The 14,633-nt window shown below is 67.2% G+C and carries 17 protein-coding genes and 1 tRNA gene; 10 read left to right on the top strand and 8 right to left on the bottom strand.

From position 1 onward, the window contains the following. Nucleotides 1-54 precede the first annotated feature (54 nt). Complete coding sequence (locus tag NGM07_RS14245) at nucleotides 55-486, bottom strand: histone family protein (RefSeq protein ID WP_253512729.1); 432 nt, start codon at nucleotides 484-486, stop codon at nucleotides 55-57. Between the two features lie 122 nt (nucleotides 487-608). Between NGM07_RS14245 and NGM07_RS14240 the strand changes: the two genes are divergently transcribed. Further along, a complete protein-coding gene (locus NGM07_RS14240) occupies nucleotides 609-827 on the top strand; it encodes a hypothetical protein (RefSeq protein WP_253512727.1) in 219 nt (72 codons plus the stop codon). Here the strand turns inward: NGM07_RS14240 and NGM07_RS14235 are convergent. Together NGM07_RS14235 and NGM07_RS14230 are read right to left on the bottom strand one after the other, a co-directional pair. Next, nucleotides 824-2,299 carry a single-stranded DNA binding protein gene (locus tag NGM07_RS14235; RefSeq protein WP_253512725.1) on the bottom strand — a complete coding sequence of 492 codons (1,476 nt, stop codon included), beginning with the start codon at nucleotides 2,297-2,299 and terminating at the stop codon, nucleotides 824-826. The two genes, NGM07_RS14240 and NGM07_RS14235, sit on opposite strands and share 4 nt — an antisense overlap. Nucleotides 2,300-2,607: 308 nt before the next feature. Then, nucleotides 2,608-3,084 (bottom strand): hypothetical protein, encoded by a 477-nt coding sequence (locus NGM07_RS14230; RefSeq protein ID WP_253512723.1) that lies wholly within the window; start codon nucleotides 3,082-3,084, stop codon nucleotides 2,608-2,610. Between the two features lie 138 nt (nucleotides 3,085-3,222). On the opposite strand from NGM07_RS14230, the gene NGM07_RS14225 reads away from it, so the two are divergent. From NGM07_RS14225 to NGM07_RS14215, 3 genes are all read left to right on the top strand, one after another. Beyond that, a tRNA-Arg gene (locus NGM07_RS14225) sits at nucleotides 3,223-3,295 on the top strand. 556 nt (nucleotides 3,296-3,851) lie between these two features. Continuing rightward, the gene (locus NGM07_RS14220) at nucleotides 3,852-4,469 is read left to right on the top strand and encodes a DUF309 domain-containing protein (protein WP_253512721.1); all 618 of its coding nucleotides are present in this window, start codon (nucleotides 3,852-3,854) and stop codon (nucleotides 4,467-4,469) included. A gap of 118 nt (nucleotides 4,470-4,587) precedes the next feature. Further along, nucleotides 4,588-5,418 (top strand): M48 family metalloprotease, encoded by an 831-nt coding sequence (locus NGM07_RS14215; RefSeq protein WP_253512719.1) that lies wholly within the window; start codon nucleotides 4,588-4,590, stop codon nucleotides 5,416-5,418. Nucleotides 5,419-5,734: 316 nt separating this feature from the next. Here NGM07_RS14215 and azf read toward each other — a convergent pair whose 3' ends face one another. Together azf and NGM07_RS14205 are read right to left on the bottom strand one after the other, a co-directional pair. Then, nucleotides 5,735-6,490: an NAD-dependent glucose-6-phosphate dehydrogenase Azf gene (azf, locus tag NGM07_RS14210; protein WP_253512717.1), complete on the bottom strand. Its 756-nt coding sequence runs from the start codon at nucleotides 6,488-6,490 to the stop codon at nucleotides 5,735-5,737. 80 nt (nucleotides 6,491-6,570) lie between these two features. Then, complete coding sequence (locus NGM07_RS14205; protein WP_253512715.1) at nucleotides 6,571-6,804, bottom strand: DUF8151 family protein; 234 nt, start codon at nucleotides 6,802-6,804, stop codon at nucleotides 6,571-6,573. A gap of 91 nt (nucleotides 6,805-6,895) precedes the next feature. Here NGM07_RS14205 and NGM07_RS14200 point away from each other — a divergent pair, with 91 nt between their 5' ends. Beyond that, nucleotides 6,896-7,123 carry a DUF7860 family protein gene (locus NGM07_RS14200; RefSeq protein ID WP_253512714.1) on the top strand — a complete coding sequence of 76 codons (228 nt, stop codon included), beginning with the start codon at nucleotides 6,896-6,898 and terminating at the stop codon, nucleotides 7,121-7,123. Between the two features lie 52 nt (nucleotides 7,124-7,175). Here the strand turns inward: NGM07_RS14200 and NGM07_RS14195 are convergent, their stop codons facing one another. Further along, entirely contained in the window at nucleotides 7,176-7,784 is a 609-nt protein-coding gene (locus tag NGM07_RS14195; RefSeq protein ID WP_253512712.1) for a translation initiation factor IF-2 subunit beta, read from the bottom strand. A gap of 162 nt (nucleotides 7,785-7,946) precedes the next feature. Between NGM07_RS14195 and NGM07_RS14190 the strand changes: the two genes are divergently transcribed. Then, the gene (locus tag NGM07_RS14190) at nucleotides 7,947-8,324 is read left to right on the top strand and encodes a dihydroneopterin aldolase family protein (protein ID WP_253512711.1); all 378 of its coding nucleotides are present in this window, start codon (nucleotides 7,947-7,949) and stop codon (nucleotides 8,322-8,324) included. Nucleotides 8,325-8,485: 161 nt separating this feature from the next. Next, the gene (locus NGM07_RS14185) at nucleotides 8,486-8,959 is read left to right on the top strand and encodes a DUF5790 family protein (protein ID WP_253512710.1); all 474 of its coding nucleotides are present in this window, start codon (nucleotides 8,486-8,488) and stop codon (nucleotides 8,957-8,959) included. A 562-nt stretch (nucleotides 8,960-9,521) separates the two neighbouring features. On the opposite strand, the gene NGM07_RS14180 is transcribed toward NGM07_RS14185, so the two are convergent. Then, complete coding sequence (locus tag NGM07_RS14180) at nucleotides 9,522-10,259, bottom strand: creatininase family protein (protein ID WP_253512709.1); 738 nt, start codon at nucleotides 10,257-10,259, stop codon at nucleotides 9,522-9,524. A 389-nt stretch (nucleotides 10,260-10,648) separates the two neighbouring features. On the opposite strand from NGM07_RS14180, the gene NGM07_RS14175 reads away from it, so the two are divergent. Both NGM07_RS14175 and NGM07_RS14170 read left to right on the top strand, forming a co-directional pair. Then, nucleotides 10,649-10,963, top strand: a complete 315-nt coding sequence (locus NGM07_RS14175) for a DUF5789 family protein (RefSeq protein ID WP_253512708.1) — start codon at nucleotides 10,649-10,651, stop codon at nucleotides 10,961-10,963. A gap of 39 nt (nucleotides 10,964-11,002) precedes the next feature. After that, a complete protein-coding gene (locus NGM07_RS14170) occupies nucleotides 11,003-11,977 on the top strand; it encodes an ornithine cyclodeaminase family protein (RefSeq protein WP_253512707.1) in 975 nt (324 codons plus the stop codon). On the opposite strand, the gene NGM07_RS14165 is transcribed toward NGM07_RS14170, so the two are convergent. After that, the gene (locus tag NGM07_RS14165; protein ID WP_253512706.1) at nucleotides 11,978-13,498 is read right to left on the bottom strand and encodes an MATE family efflux transporter; all 1,521 of its coding nucleotides are present in this window, start codon (nucleotides 13,496-13,498) and stop codon (nucleotides 11,978-11,980) included. It lies immediately after the preceding gene. 267 nt (nucleotides 13,499-13,765) lie between these two features. Here NGM07_RS14165 and NGM07_RS14160 point away from each other — a divergent pair, with 267 nt between their 5' ends. Continuing rightward, nucleotides 13,766-14,521: a YihY/virulence factor BrkB family protein gene (locus NGM07_RS14160; RefSeq protein WP_253512705.1), complete on the top strand. Its 756-nt coding sequence runs from the start codon at nucleotides 13,766-13,768 to the stop codon at nucleotides 14,519-14,521. Nucleotides 14,522-14,633: the final 112 nt, after the last annotated feature.

The raw sequence follows: 14,633 nt of genomic DNA, 5'->3' as shown, positions 1-14,633 counted from the left end.
CGGGGGCGACTCGTCGAGCGGCCGGTCGTCGGAGGAGGGCAGTGGACCGTGCGGTCACTCGAACAACTTGAAGTACGTCTCGATGTCCTCCGCCTTGACCGTTCGACGGTCGGCGTGGTTCGCGAGGGTGGCCGCCGCCCGCGCGACGTTGTCGGCGTAGTCCTCGAGGATGTCGGCGAGCGCGATGCGGGCGTCCATCGCCACCCGGTAGTCGTCGTCGATGTCGAGGCGGGCGATGCGGTCGATGGGCGCGACGGGGAGTTCGAGGCTGTCCTTGTCGACGACCTGTTCGACGCCGAAGTCCTGGCTCATCAACGTCTTCCGGCCGTCATCGGTGGCTCGTTCGGCCGCGGCGACCGCGAGTTCGGCCCCGTGGCGCTGGATGCGCCGGGCGAGTTCCTCGGCGGCGTCGGCGCTCACCCGGAGGTCGCCGGCGTTCCGTCTGATGATGGTGTCGACCGGTGCGAACGGCAACTCGACGCTCATACCCCAACCCCCGAATGTCGCGCCCTTAGTTCTTTCCGTAGCGTCGTTCGGGCGGCCTGCGCGCGTTTCTCCGGGGGCGACCCGCCAGCAAACATAAGGAATTCGCCGGCCTACGTTCGGGCATGGCCGACGACCACGAGCGAGAGCGGACGATGGCGAAAGAGAAGGACGAATCGGACGAAGACGAGGAGGTCGAAGAGGAGAAGGCCGAGGCCGAACAGGCCCGCGAGGAACAGATCGAAGACGAAACCAGAGTCGAGCAGGACGAGGCGCGCGAGGACGCGGCGGGCGACGAGCAGAACGTCGACAACCACCGCGACGAAGAACCGTTCAACAGTTAGAACAGGTCCTCGGCGTCGAGCCGTCCGTCGCGGAGTTCGCCCCGGGCGGTGACCTTCTGACCGAGGGTCACGTCCGTCTCCGTCTCGACGCTCACCGTCTCTTTGCCGTCGTCCAGCACCACCGGGTTCCCGGCCTGCACGACCGTCCCCGTGAACTCGACGTACTCGCCGTCGGCGCTCCCGGCGGCGTCGTTACTTCCGCCAGCGGACGCGCCGGCGTCGGACTCGGCCGCTTCGGCGGCCGAGTCCGACGCTCCGGACGCGCCGGACGAACCGGACTCCGAGTCGTCGGTGAAGGCGCCCAGTCCGGCCTCGCCCGAGTCGCTGGCGTCCTCGCTGGCGCCGCTCCCGGTGCCCACGTCGCTGTCGAGGACCGCGACCGTCGACTGCCAGCCGGCCGACCCCTCGATGTCGTCCTGCCAGCCGTCCTGTATCTCGATGTCGGCGAGGTGGACCTTGTCGCCCGGCGCGACCTCGGCGTCGGCTTTCTCACCCCAGAGCGCGACTCGGACGTCGCCCGTCTCGTCCTGGACGCGGATGTTCCGGACCTGGCCTTCCGACCCGTCGTCGCGGTCGAAGGTCCGCTTGGGGTCGGCCGAGCGCACGACGCCCACCACGTCGACGACGTCGCCGATTTCGAGGCTCCCGATGTCGGCGGCGTCGGGAACGTACTCTATCTCCTCGTCGATCTCCTCGACCGCGCCGCGGTTGCCGACGTGGAGTTCGAGGCTCCCGTCGCGCTCGCGGACGTAGCCGTCGACGACCTCGACCGAGATGCCGGGGTCGAGTTCCTCGGCGAGGTCGGCCTGCTCGTCCCAGAGGGTCACCCGGATGCGGCCGGTTTCGTCGCCGACCTTCAGGTTTGAGACGCGACCCTCCGAGCCGTCGTCCCGCGAGAAGGTGCGGATGGAGTCGGTGTCCAGCAGTTTCCCGCGGAGGTTCACGTCCGAGAGGCCGAGCGAGAGGTCCTCGACCCGGTAGGTGTCCTGAATCTGGACGTCGATTTCGGTTTCGTCGTCGGGTTCGGCCTTGTTGACGTTGACCTCGACGCCGTTGTAGCCGTCCTTGGGTCGGCCCGCGATGCGGAGTACGTCGCCGGGTTCGAGCGCTTCCTCGGCGCCGTCGGCCTGCTTGTCCCAGAAGGTGATGCGGACCGAGTCGGTTTCGTCGGCTACCTCGACGTTGAGCACGCGGCCGTCCTCGGCCTCCTCGTCGTCGCGCTCGAAGGTCCGGACGTCGCCGACGCTGACGACCTTCGCGACGAACTTGACCTCCTCCATGCCGGGTTCGACGTCGGCGACGCTGTTGACCTCGCCGCCCTCGTCGTCCAGTTCGTGAGCGACCAGCATCGCCGCCGTCTCCTCGTCGGCGAGACCTCCCATCTGCTCGACTTTCTCCTCGACCGTCTCGCGGAACTCCTCCAGAGAGATATCTGCTTCGAGGTCCGCGTGAACGTCCTCTATCGCGCCCATAATCGTATTAGCGAGCAAGGGTGGCCCGCGCTTAAGCATTGTCCTTGCCGCTGAGCCGACAGAACGGCGGTCTGAGCGGTCAACTCGGCGTTCGCGTCTCCGGGTCGGGGGCGTGTCACGCCACGGGGTTGTGCCGGTTTCGTTTATAAACGTTCGGTGAAGGAAGTGGAAGATTTCGTGTGCGATGGCGTACCAGCCAATCGTCCGAGAACGCTCGGCGAACTGAACTACTGCGAACGCCCGGCCACGACTTCTACCTCGGGGCTTTCGAGGCGGTCACGTTCGTTAGTACGTCGACGTTCGCGCTCCTACCGTTTCGTCGTCGTTACGGTCTTCGACCCGCCAAGGCCGTCGTGCGTAACGGAAACCTTCGCCGGGAGGCCGCCGTCGAACCGGAAGGTCGCCTCGTAGTCGATTTCGAAGATGCACTGGGCGCAGACCTCCGCTCCTTCGCGCGGGGTCGTGGCGACGGTTACGGCGAGCGTCCCCGCCTCGGGGTCGTAGCTCGTGTCGACGAGTTTCGCGCGATGGCAGGCGTTTTGAGCCGAAATCGTCCCCGTGACGACCACGGTCGACCGTTCCGGGTCGAACGCGACGCTCGCCTCGTTGGTCGGGTTGCCACAGCCGGCGTCGGTCATCTCGAACGACCGCTCCGCCAAGGTGGGACTGCTCGCGGTGGTGCCCCCGCCTCCGCCGGGAATCTCGCCGTAGCGGCTGAGACAGCCGCCGAGCGAGACGGCACCGAGGAGCGCGCCGGTTCGCGTGAGCAGTTCGCGTCGGTCCATACGAAGTGGCACGCTCCGGACTTTCATAACGTTCATGGATGGAAAAATGGGCGTTTGTGCCACCGTGGCTTGCGTCGGCGTCTCACTCCGCGAGCAGACCGCAGGCCTTATTAACGGAACCGGCATACGTAGAGATGAGTCCTGGTAGGGTAGTGGACTATCCTATTGGCTTGCGGAGCCAGTGACCGGAGTTCAAATCTCCGTCAGGACGTTTCTCTTCAGCGCAACGACGACGAGTGGATTCTGTACTTTCAGTCAGTGGAATCGGCTGGATAGCGACCTCAAGAATCACTGTCGGAGCGATAAAATGGTAAACTGACGGCCGCAACCACCACAGCGACGGCTTCCGCGACCGCTACTTGCACGATGCAACTGAGTAGCCGCACTGCAACTGCGACCGCAAGCCACACGCCTCCCCAGCCGATTCGCTCACTCGCTGCGCTCGTTCACTCATCCCTCGCGCACGAAGGCGCGGCCCCAAACCGCCGGAAGACAACCTGCGTCTTCCGATGTCACCCTCGCTTCGCTCGCGTGACCGCAGGGCCGCGCCAGCGCGCGCCAAGAGGCCAAGTTAGCGACAGAAACGGCCGGTGGGATGGTCCACCGCAAGCACCCGGCGAATCAGCCGGCAGAGCGGTCCGTTTCAATCCCGCCCGCTCGTGTTCGCTTGGTCGCCCGAGTGGGCTTCTTCGTTGTCGCTCTCGTACCCCCTCCGACTCGGCGGTCTTCCCAAACCATCTTCTCCCCGAACAGCGAACTCACCGGATATGAGAAACCATCTCCGCGCGGGCGTGGCCATCTACAACGCCGGGGAGTTCCACGCGGCCCACGACGCCTGGGAGGAGTACTGGCTCGACCTGGAGGCCGACACCGACGACGAGCGATTCCTCCACGGCCTCATCCAGTTCACCGCGGCGGTCCACCACGCCGCCGGCCGGAACTGGGAGGGGACGCGGGGACTCGCCGAGTCGGGCACGGCGTACCTCGCCGACCTCCCGGCCGACTACCGCGAGGTGAACGTCGGGGCGGTCCACGAGTACCTCCGGGCGGTCGCGACCGACCCCGAGCACGTCGAACGGGTCGCGCCGCCGAAACTGACCCACGAGGGCGTGGCGCTGGTGCCCGAGGACCTGCGCTTCGAGGCGGGCGCCATCGCCGCCGAGGTGCTGGCCGAGGAGTACGGCTACGACGAGGCGGTGATAGAGAAGGCGGTCGAGTACGCCCGCGCCGACCTCGAAGCCGGGAAGGCGACCAGCCGGTTCGTCACGTTCGTCCTCGACTTCGCGCGCGACGAGGCGAATCGGGGGATAATCTTCCAGCGACTCCGTGACGCGGTCGGCAAGCGCGAGCACGAGGAGACGGACGTGGAGGGACTGTTCGACTGAACAGGTCGGATGCCGACGGTCCTATCGCGACCGCCGGCATCCGTCCGCAGGAGGGTCGGCGTTATTAGTATCGATAATCCGAACAATGCTTATTTCGTTCGGGTTCGCGCGTCGGGGTATGCGACACGCTGGACTGAAAGCGCGGATGGTACTGTCCGGAACGATCGTCTTCGCGTTCTACGCCGCGATGGCGTGGTTCCTCCGGGGGTTGTTCGGCCTGCCGGTGATACTGGCGCTCAGCGTCGTCTTCGCGGCGGCCCAGTACAAACTCGGCAAGTGGCTGGCGCTGCGGGGCGTCGGCGCCGAGGACCTCCCCGAGGACGAGTACCCCGAGGTCCACCGCACCGTCGAGCGACTGAGCGACGACATGGAGATTCCGAAACCCCGACTCATGGTCGGCCGGATGGGCGTCCCCAACGCCTTCGCGGTCGGTCGAAAGGGCGCGGGCGTGGTCGTCGTCTCCGAAACCCTGCTGGAACTGCTGGAGGACGACGAACTTGAGGGCGTGCTAGCCCACGAACTCGCCCACGTCAAGAACCGCGACGTGGTGCTGATGGTGCTGGGCCAGAGCGTCGCCCAGATGCTCGGGATGGTCGTCTTCTGGGTCGTCGCGCTCGCCGACGACGGCATCGCGGGCACCATCGTCGCGTGGATTCTCAGCGCCATCGTTCAGATGGTCGTGACCGTCTTCGTGCTCGCCATCTCCCGGCACCGCGAGTACGTCGCCGACAGCGACGCCGCCGAGTACACCGGCGACCCCGAGGCGATGGCCTCGGCGTTGGCCAAGATCGCGCAGGTCGGCCGCCACGACGACGCGCCGGACGTGCAGGACCGGGTCGGCGCGCTCTGCATCTTCGGCGGCAAGCGGGGCTTGCTGGCGACGCTGTTCGCGACGCACCCGCCGATGGAGAAGCGAATCGCGCGCCTCGCGCCGGAACTGCTCGCCTGAAGTCGGCGCGAGCGCGTGAAAGTCCGGCGACCAGGAACGACGCCGCCGGAGCCGAGGACCGGAGGTGTTTTATAGCGATAGCGGAGAGAGTCATGCAGGCGGCACGGTCGGACAGCCACCTTTCGACTCGCGTGGTTTCCACGTGAGCCAACTGCTGACTGACCTACCCCGTCTTTCCAACAACCGCGAGCGACTGCTCTCGGGTTTTCGGAAGACACCGAATCGATACCGTCGGGTACGTGTCGTGCGTATCGGGTGAGACGCGAATCTGTTGCAGACGACGGACCAAACGGAGAAGTCGGAGTACCGGTGACCGCTACGGCCGCGCGTTCGGGAACTCCGCGGAGTTGTCCTGTGGGTCGTAGCCCAGCACCCGCTTGGCGCGCTCGATGGAGTAGTACTTCCGGTCGTTGTCCGAGATGCCGTAGACGATCTCGAAGTCGTAGTCGGCCTGGATGCACCGGTCGAACAGGTGAGCGCAGTCGCGGTGGGAGAGCCACATCGCCTGGCCGCGCTCGTAGTCCTTCGGCGGGTGGTTCTTGGTGAGATTGCCGATGCGGACGCAGACGACGCTGATGTCGCGGTGGTCGTGGTAGTACCGCCCCAGAATCTCGCCGGTCGCCTTGCTCACGCCGTAGAGGTTGCTCGGTCGCGGGAGTTCGGTCCCTTCGAGGCGGAACTCGTCGTGGGGCCGGTAGATGTCGGGTTTCCGCTCGTCGGTTTCGAACGCGCCCACGGCGTGGTTCGAGGAGGCGAACACGAACTTCTCGACGCCCGCGTTGCAGGCGGCCTCCAGTATCTTCTGTGTGCCGTCGATGTTGTTGTGGAGCACGCTGTTCCAGGGTGCTTCCGGACGGGGGTCGCCCGCGAGGTGGACGACGGCGCCGACGCCCTCCACGGCCTCTCGAATCGCTTCGGCGTCGGTGATGTCGGCGACGACGAACTCGTGGGCGGTATCCTCGGTGGGCGGGTCCCGGTCGAGCAGTCGCCACTCGTACTTCTCCGAGAGGTCCGAGAGGATGGCCTGCCCGACGCGCCCGCCCGCGCCCGTAAGCAGGACTGGGTCGTCCATTCAGGTGGAGGGAGGGAATCCGGCGATAAGTAACGTGCGATTCGCGACCGGACCGGTTCCGGTCCGTTTCCGCGTCGAACTCACCGACCCGCGACCTGCGGTGCGAGTCGCTTGCGACCGAGTTGGAACGCGAGCGCCAGCGCGACGAGGCCGACGTAGGCGTACCACGCCGCGAGCGTCTGGTCGCCGGTCATGAACTGCTGGAGGCCCTCGTACTCCGCGAACGCGCCGACCGCGGACAGCGCGAGAGTGCCGACCGCGTAGCCGACGACGAGGAAGGCCTCGCCGCCGAGTTCGAGTAGGAGTTCGTACATTAGCTCGGGAAACGAACCGCATTCATAAGGGGCTTTCGCGTTACCGACGATTCAGGAACGTTTTTCGGGGTCGGCGACGGACTTCGTCGGCATGGGCCGATACGGAAACCTGGATTACGGTCGACTGACCAAACTCGGCTTCGCACTGAGCCTGGCGGTGTTCGCGGTCGGCGCGGGCGCGGAACTCGGCGTGGCGGCGATGCACGTGACACTCCCGGCGTGGGAGAACGCACTGTTCACCGACATGGAAATCGTCGGGACGCTCGGCGCACTGCTGTCGCCGCTCGTGTTCGGGATAATCATGCCGCTGACGGAGTAAAACGCGGAAGAAATGCGAAAACGAAAGAGAAGACGGAGACGCGCTGGCCAGTTCAGGCCAACCGGGCGAACGCGAGGTTGCCCGAGATGTTCTTGATGTAGATCTGCACCACGTCGCCCTCCTGGGCGCCGGGAACGAAGATGGTGTACTTGCCCTTCTCGGCCACGCCGTCGCCCTTGCGGCCGGTGCCGGTGATCTTGACCTCGTAGGTGCTCCCCTCTTCGACCGCCTCGCGGTTCTGGGTCTGGGTCGTCGAGGAGCGCTTGGTGACGGGGCGGAACGCACCGCAGGCGTCACAGCGGAGCATGAGGTTGCGGTTCTCGCGGACGAGGCGGGTGTCGGGGAGGCCGCACTCCGAGCAGAGGACGAACTCCTCGACGTAGCTCTCCAGGGCGGTGTCGAAGTCCGACCCGGAGAAGGTGCCGTTGTAACGGGCCCGGCCGTCGTCCAGTTTCCCGTTGGTCCCGAGTTCGCGCTGGAGCGCGCTGTGGATGTGCTCGGGGTCCCGACTTAGCGCGTCGGCGATGTCGCTGAGGTTCGTGAGTCGGGTGAACGCGCCGTCCTTCTGGGTCTGGGCGTCCGGGTAGCTGAATCGCTCGTCGGAACCCTCGAACTCGGGTACCGCGTCCATGGCTCTGTCGAGGCTCGAACTGTAGTCCATACGCGCACGAGGAGTCTGAGACGGATAGGTGTTCCGTGAGTCGCCGACACATGACGAGTAGACTACGTATTCGGGGCGAAGGTCGACGCCCGGCGCGCTTTAGCACGGCGGACGTCGTACGCACGCGAAGGAGTTTAGCGCCGGGCGAACATCGAGCCGACCATGAGCACTGGCGACGACGAAGGCGACGACGCGGAAGCGACGACACCGACCGACGGCGAGCGGGCGTGCTTCGAGGCGGGCATCAAGTTCGGCGCGCTCTACCACCAGTTCGCGGGCACGCCGGTCAGCCCCGACAGCGCGGCCAGCCTCGAACGCGCGATGGAGGAGTCCATCGAGAACCAGCCGTTCTGCGAGTCGGTGACCGTCGACATTCTGGAGGAGAAACTGGCGGCGGAGATGGAACACGAGTACACCGAACTCACAGGTCGGTTCATGGAGGTCGAAATCGTCGTCGAGCGCGAGGACTGTCAAGTCGTCACGCGCATGGAGATGGAGGACGGCTACCCGCTGATGCGGGTTGAGTCGGTCCGGCGGTAGTCGACCCGGTTCGACCCGCCGTCGAACCAGTTCGGCGGCCGAGAAGAGTTCGGGCGAACGAGGACGCTTTCGGTTTCGTCCCGGGCCACCCGGGTGCGTAGGGCGGTTTCACTTTCGGTTTCGGGCGTGCCTTTAAAAGGAACCGCGACCAACGCTAACGTATGAGTCAATCGACACTCGACGAGGACGAACTGTTCGGCGAGGCGGCCAACGAGATCCGCACGGACGTCGAATCGAGTCTCGACGACGCCGCGGCGGCGCTCCCCGACGCCGACGACATCTGGAACGTCGAGGCCGACAACGCCCTCGGGGCGCTCAACGCCCTGCGCTCGGCGCTCGACGCGGGCGACGCCGAGGACGACCTGCGCGACGCCAAGAAGTGGTACACCATGGGCGTGCGGGCCGACGCCTTCGAGGACGCCGACGACCTCGAAGCCGAGATCGCGCGCATCGAGGACGCCATCGAGGACATCGGCGACGCCAAAGAGCAGGTCGGCGACCTCGCGAGCACCATCCCCGGCCTGAAGAACACACTGGAGGAACTCGACGCCGAACCGGAAGAAGAGGAGGAAGAGGCGGAAGCCGACGAAGACGACGAAGAAGAGGAAGCCGAAGAGGCCGCCGCGGAAGCCTGACAGCGTCGAAATCGCGGTCGCGGTTCGAACAGGGAGCCCTCGGAAGTCGATAGCGTTCGCTCTCTCGGCGTGTAGATTCGGTCTATTTTCGGATTTCCAATACTGGTTCACTCAGCTACTGCGACAGCGGCCGCAGCGTAGACTGCTACTCGCACGACTCCGACGGAGAACCCCTCGTAAACTAGGACGTGAAGATGACAGCACAGCAGACCGCCGCTCGCACGATGCAACTGAGTACCGCACCGCCACCGCCGTCGGACCTTCGGTCCGACGAGCCTGCACTCGCTTCGCTCGCGCAGATGCAAGCCACGCCCTCCCCAACCGACTCCGTCGTGCCTTACAGGCGCTCGGTCGTCCACCGGAGGACAAACCGCGTCCTCCGAGCCTGCACTCGCTTCGCTCGTGCAGACCTCGCGCGCATCGGCGCGACTCCAAAACCGCCGAAAGACAAACCGCGTCTTCCGAGGTCACCCTCGCTTCGCTCGCGTGACCGCGGAGTCGCGCCAGCGCGCGCCGGGGTGTTAGCGAAAACTGCGCAGTCCGGGAGTAGGACGCCCTCGCGTCACTTGTGCGGCGGCCGGGAGACGTCCCGGGCTTCGACCGCATCGAGGAGTTTCGCCAGCGCGGCGCCCGCCAGGTCGAGCAGTTCCTCGCCGCGGGCCGCGTCGCCCGCGGCGGGGTCGCCGACGACGCCGTTCTCGGTGAACTCCGCGCTATCGACCGCCAAGTTGGCGTAACTGACCCAGTCGCCCCAGCCGTCGCTGGCGCCCGCGCGGGCGTCCTCGATTCGGTCCTCGTGGACCGTCTCGGGTGCGACGTGACGGAGGAGCGCGGTTTCGAGCGGTCCGCCGTGGCCCATGTCGCCGGCGTGCTCGCCGACCGCCTCGAACCACGTGAACGGGACCGCGTAGGCGTCGTCCTCGCGTGTTATCGTGCTCGCGACCTCCCGGAGCGCGCCGACGTTGCCGCCGTGGCCGTTGACCAGCACCACGCGGTCCCAGCCGTGAGACGCGAGGCTGGCGACCGTCTCGCGGACGTAGTCCCGGAAGGTCTCCTCGCTGACCCACAGCGTCCCGGTGAACTGGCGGTGCTCGGCGGCGACGCCGACCGGAATCGCCGGCCCGACCACGACCTCGCCGTCGTAGGCCGCCGCGCCGGCCTCCGCGACCGCCTCGGCGGTGAGCACGTCGGTCCCGAGCGGCGCGTGCGGGCCGTGCTGTTCGGTGCTGCCGACGGGGAGGAGCGCCAGGTCCGTCTCGGCCGCGTCGGCGTCCGTCCACGTCGCGTCGAAGAGGTCCATGTCCCGACGCACGCAGGCAGTGGCCTTGTACCCGGCGGAAACGCGGTCGCGTCTCGGGGCGAGACGCGACCGCGTGGACGCGACGGCCGACCGGTCTACTGGATGCGACCAGCGACACCACCGACCGGGAGCGCCCGGCCGACCTACTGCTGCGAGCGCCCGGTGACACCCACCACCGCGGGTGGGACTTTCGAGAACGTCGCTGTTGCGGTTGGGAATTAGGCATCGCGTACGAACGGGCGGGGGCTTTCGAAGCAGTCACGGTCGCAGCACTCGCCGTCCAAAATCACCGACTGGCGGTCCCGAACGCGGGCACACCGTCGACTAGATACCACGCACCGGTGAGAGGGGCCACACCGCTTATCCAGTTACGCGGACTAGCTCAACCCATGAGCGAATCCGGAGACGACAGCAGAGAGCTGGGCGTCGAACTCGGCGACCTCGAAGACGACCTCGAAAACGCCGACTACCCGATGGACTCGGGCGAGTTGATGGAGAAGTTCGGCGACCGGGAACTCGAACTCCAGGGCGGGTCCGAAACCCTCCGGGAGGCGCTGGCGACCGGCGACAACGAGACGTTCGAGTCGGCCGACGAGGTCCAGCAGGCCATCCTCAACCGGGTCAGCGGTGAGGCGGTCGGCCGCGAGGGCTACTCCGACCGCGGGGCCGGAAACGAGGGCGAGAACACCGACGAGTCGTTCTGAGGGGCAAAACACGAAGGGGCCGGGCGACGAACCCGCGGTATGGTTCGCATCCTCTCCGACGAGGCGGTCGCGACGTGTCTGTCGCTTCCGGACCTCCTCGGCGTCGTCCGAGACGCGTTCATCGCGCAGGGCCGGGGTGCGGTCGAGCGTCCCGATAGACCGCACTTCCCCGTCGGTGCGGGACTCGACGGTCCGGACCCAAAGGGGACCGGCCTGGTGATGCCCGCCTACGTCCACGGCGCGGCCCACTACGCGACGAAACTGGTGGGCGTCCACGAGGGCAACGCCAAACGCGGTCTGCCGACCGTCAACGCCCAGATCGCGCTGACCGAAGCCGACACCGGCCGACCTGTGGCCTACCTCTCCGGCAATCGCATCACCAGCGCCAGAACCGGCTGTATCGGCGGGCTGGCGGCCGCGGAACTGGCGACCGGCCCCGTCTCGCTCGGCATTCTCGGCGCGGGCACCCAAGCGCGCTGGCAGGCCCGGGCCATCGCCGCGGCGACCGACCTGGAGTCGATCCGGGTGTACTCGCCGAGCGACTCGAAGGAGGCCTGCGCCGCCGACCTCGAATCCGAACTCGGCGTACCCGCGGAGGCCGTCGCCTCGCCGAAAAAGGCCGTCTCCGGCGCGAACGTGGTGGTGACCGCGACGACCAGCGCGGAGCCGGTCTTCTCGGGCAACGACCTCGAACCCGGCGCACTCGTCGTCGCGGTCGGCGCGTACACGTCCGAGATGCGCGAACTCGACGCCGCGACGTTCGACCGGGCCGCGAAGGTGTTCGCCGACGTGCCCGAGGAGGTCGCGGAGGTCGGCGACGTGCTGTCGGCCGACGTCGGCGCCGACGAACTGCTCGCGTTCTCGTCGGCGCTCGAAGGCGACGTCGGCAGGGAGCGAGACGAGGAGATCCTGGTCGTCGAGAGCGTCGGCACCGCGGTGCTGGACGCGGCGGCCGCCGAACGCGTCTTCGAGGAGGCGGAGAAACGAGGTATCGGTGAGGACGTGGCGTTGTAGCTATCGGTCGCGGCCGCCGTCGGAGGTGACGTCGGTTTCCGCGGCGACGTCGGCAGGGGCCACGGCGTCACCGTCGGCCGACGCTCCCGCGTCGTGGTCGACGTCGGCTTCCGGCGCGACGCCCGCTTTGCCTTCGTCGACGACCGCTTTCTTCCACGTCCCGCGGGTGAACCACAGCGCGGCCGCGGTCGCCCCGAGGACGTTGCCGAACGTCATGCCGACCCACAGACCGGTCGCGCCCATGCCCCCGACGAACGACAGGTAGTAGACCGTCGGGACCCGGCCGAGCCAGAGCGCGACCATCGAGAAGCCCAGCGCGGTCCGGGTGTTGCCCGCGCCGCGGTAGGCGCCGAGCATCACCTGCAGGACGGCCATGAAGCCGAACTCGACCGACCGGATGCGCAGGTAGGTCGCGCCGTGCTCGACCGTCTTGCGGGCGGCGTCGGTCCCGGTCGCCATGAACACCGAAACGATGGGTTCGGCGAACAGCGCGGCAACGACGGCGACCGCGAGCATCACGCTCGCGCCGACCTTGGTCGCGAGCCACACCGCGCGCTCGGCGCGGTCGGACTTGCCCGCCCCGAGGTTCTGGCCGACCATCGTGTTCGTCGCCCGACCCAGCCCCATCGCGGGCAGGAACACCAGCGAGGCGAGGCGGTTGCCGAGGCCGTACGCGCTGACGACCGGCGGCGCGAACTGGACGACCATCGCGGTCAGGGTGATCATCGCCAGCGCGCTCATCGACTGTTCGAGCGACGAGGGGACGCCGAGGCGGACGACCTTCTCGATGATGTCGAGGTCGGGCACGAGATGGGTCAACTCGACGTCCGGGCCGGCGTCGGTGCCGAACAGCACGTAGAACCCGATGACCGTCGCGACAGCCCGGGCGGTCACCGTGGCGACGGCCGCGCCCTCGATGCCCATCGCCGGGAATGGTCCCCAGCCGAAGATGAGCAGCGGGTCGAGCACGACGTTGAACGCGACGCTGACCACCATCACGCGCATCGGCGTCCGGGTGTTGCCGTACCCCCGTAACAGCGACATGAAGGTGAAGAAGCCGAACAGGAACGGCATGCCGAGGAAGAACACCCGCATGTAGTCGGAGGCCAGCGGTACCAACTGGGTGGTCGTCTCGCCTCTACTGGGCAGGAGCGCGAGCATCGGGTCGGTGGCGAAGTAGCCCAGAACGCCGAGGACCACCGACATGAGGGTGACGAACATCATCACCTGGCCGGCGACCGCGCCCGCCGACCCCTCGCTGTCGGCGCCGGTGTACTGGGCGACGAGGATGGAGCCGGCGGCGGTGAACCCGCCCGCGACCGAGATGAGCAGAAAGATGAGCGGGAACGCGAGGCTCAGCGCGCCGACCGCGTCCGAGGAGAGCCGCCCGAGCCAGAACGTGTCGGCGATGTTGTACATTACCTGCAGTAGCTCGACGACCACGATGGGCCAGGCGAGCCTGAACATCGGGCGGGTGAGTCCGCCCTCCGTTATGGAGCCGGTCGAGCGTGCGGAGGACATTGTGTTTCGAAACGAAAGGGGTGGATTTGAAGGTTGTGTGTTGCGGGCCGTGCGAATTCGAAATTAGCCGCGGCCGGTTCGCTGTCGCTATCGTTCTGCTAACTCGCGTCTCTCATAAATCAGTTCTCGAGACACGATACCGAGTGACAAGGTCGAGCGATCGGGCGGGGCGGTTATCGGTCGAGTTCGGTCGGCGTCGGCATCGGCGCGGGGAGTTTCGGGCGTGAAGCATACGGGAGTCGTCCACGTACGATTCGTGCACCTCGCATGGCCGACAGACTCGACGCCGCGCTGACCGTCGTCCGGGAGGCGGGCGAACACGAGATCCACTACCCCGCCGCCGCGCTCGCGTACTACGGGTTCGTCTCTCTGCTCCCGCTGATGGTGCTCATGCTGGCGGTCGTCGGCGAATCGGCCGCCGGGCAAATCGAGGCCGCCTCGCCCCGCTTTCTCACGCCCGAGGCCCAGCGCCTCGTCTACGAGGCGATGACGAACAACTCGGGGCGGACCGGCGCGGCGCTGTTCGCGGCCGCCGTGCTCACCTGGAGCGGGGTGAACGTCGCCGAGGGGTTCCTGACGGTCGTCGAGCGGGTCGAGGAGACGCCCGAGCAGTCGCTGGTCGAGAAGGTTCCCGGCGCCGCCAGCGTCCTCGTGTCGCTCGGTTTCGCCGTCGTCTCGGTCGTGCTCACCAGCGTCCTCTTCAGCCTGCTACCGGTCCGGACGCACGTCGTCGGCGGCGGCCTCGTCGTGCTCCTCGTCTCGCTCTCGCTGTCGTTCGTCCCGATGTACTACGTCCCCTCCGAGGCGGTGACCTCGGTGTCGGCGACGGTTCCCGGTTCGTTCATTGCCGCGTTCGGGTGGACCGCGCTCCTCGCCGGCATCCAGTTCTACGCCGACCACGCCAGTCGATACGCGGTCTACGGCGCCCTCAGCGGAATCATCCTCATCCTCACCAGCCTCTACATCGCCTCGGTCGCGCTCATGGCGGGAGTCGTCGTGAACGCGACCCTCGCCGGACGATAGACGCCCACGATGGTTTCAGCCTGCTCGCGTTCGCGTCGTTCACTCGGGTAGGCCACCTTCGGACGCCGGCGATTCCTCGAGACGGTGTGAGCCGAAGGCGGCCGTGACCGTC

This window comes from Halorussus vallis, from assembly GCF_024138165.1.
Classification (GTDB): domain Archaea; phylum Halobacteriota; class Halobacteria; order Halobacteriales; family Haladaptataceae; genus Halorussus; species Halorussus vallis.
This window is presented reverse-complemented; position numbering and strand designations above follow the sequence as displayed.

Coding starts and splice junctions, on each gene's coding strand:
- NGM07_RS14195 (WP_253512712.1), bottom strand. CDS start 7,784: ATGGACTACAGTTCGAGCCTCGACAGAGCCATGGACGCGGTACCCGAG.
- NGM07_RS14240 (WP_253512727.1), top strand. CDS start 609: ATGGCCGACGACCACGAGCGAGAGCGGACGATGGCGAAAGAGAAGGAC.
- NGM07_RS14245 (WP_253512729.1), bottom strand. CDS start 486: ATGAGCGTCGAGTTGCCGTTCGCACCGGTCGACACCATCATCAGACGG.
- NGM07_RS14175 (WP_253512708.1), top strand. CDS start 10,649: ATGAGCGAATCCGGAGACGACAGCAGAGAGCTGGGCGTCGAACTCGGC.
- NGM07_RS14165 (WP_253512706.1), bottom strand. CDS start 13,498: ATGTCCTCCGCACGCTCGACCGGCTCCATAACGGAGGGCGGACTCACC.
- NGM07_RS14230 (WP_253512723.1), bottom strand. CDS start 3,084: ATGGACCGACGCGAACTGCTCACGCGAACCGGCGCGCTCCTCGGTGCC.
- NGM07_RS14160 (WP_253512705.1), top strand. CDS start 13,766: ATGGCCGACAGACTCGACGCCGCGCTGACCGTCGTCCGGGAGGCGGGC.
- NGM07_RS14190 (WP_253512711.1), top strand. CDS start 7,947: ATGAGCACTGGCGACGACGAAGGCGACGACGCGGAAGCGACGACACCG.
- azf (WP_253512717.1), bottom strand. CDS start 6,490: ATGGACGACCCAGTCCTGCTTACGGGCGCGGGCGGGCGCGTCGGGCAG.
- NGM07_RS14180 (WP_253512709.1), bottom strand. CDS start 10,259: ATGGACCTCTTCGACGCGACGTGGACGGACGCCGACGCGGCCGAGACG.
- NGM07_RS14185 (WP_253512710.1), top strand. CDS start 8,486: ATGAGTCAATCGACACTCGACGAGGACGAACTGTTCGGCGAGGCGGCC.
- NGM07_RS14220 (WP_253512721.1), top strand. CDS start 3,852: ATGAGAAACCATCTCCGCGCGGGCGTGGCCATCTACAACGCCGGGGAG.
- NGM07_RS14200 (WP_253512714.1), top strand. CDS start 6,896: ATGGGCCGATACGGAAACCTGGATTACGGTCGACTGACCAAACTCGGC.
- NGM07_RS14215 (WP_253512719.1), top strand. CDS start 4,588: ATGCGACACGCTGGACTGAAAGCGCGGATGGTACTGTCCGGAACGATC.
- NGM07_RS14205 (WP_253512715.1), bottom strand. CDS start 6,804: ATGTACGAACTCCTACTCGAACTCGGCGGCGAGGCCTTCCTCGTCGTC.
- NGM07_RS14235 (WP_253512725.1), bottom strand. CDS start 2,299: ATGGGCGCGATAGAGGACGTTCACGCGGACCTCGAAGCAGATATCTCT.
- NGM07_RS14170 (WP_253512707.1), top strand. CDS start 11,003: ATGGTTCGCATCCTCTCCGACGAGGCGGTCGCGACGTGTCTGTCGCTT.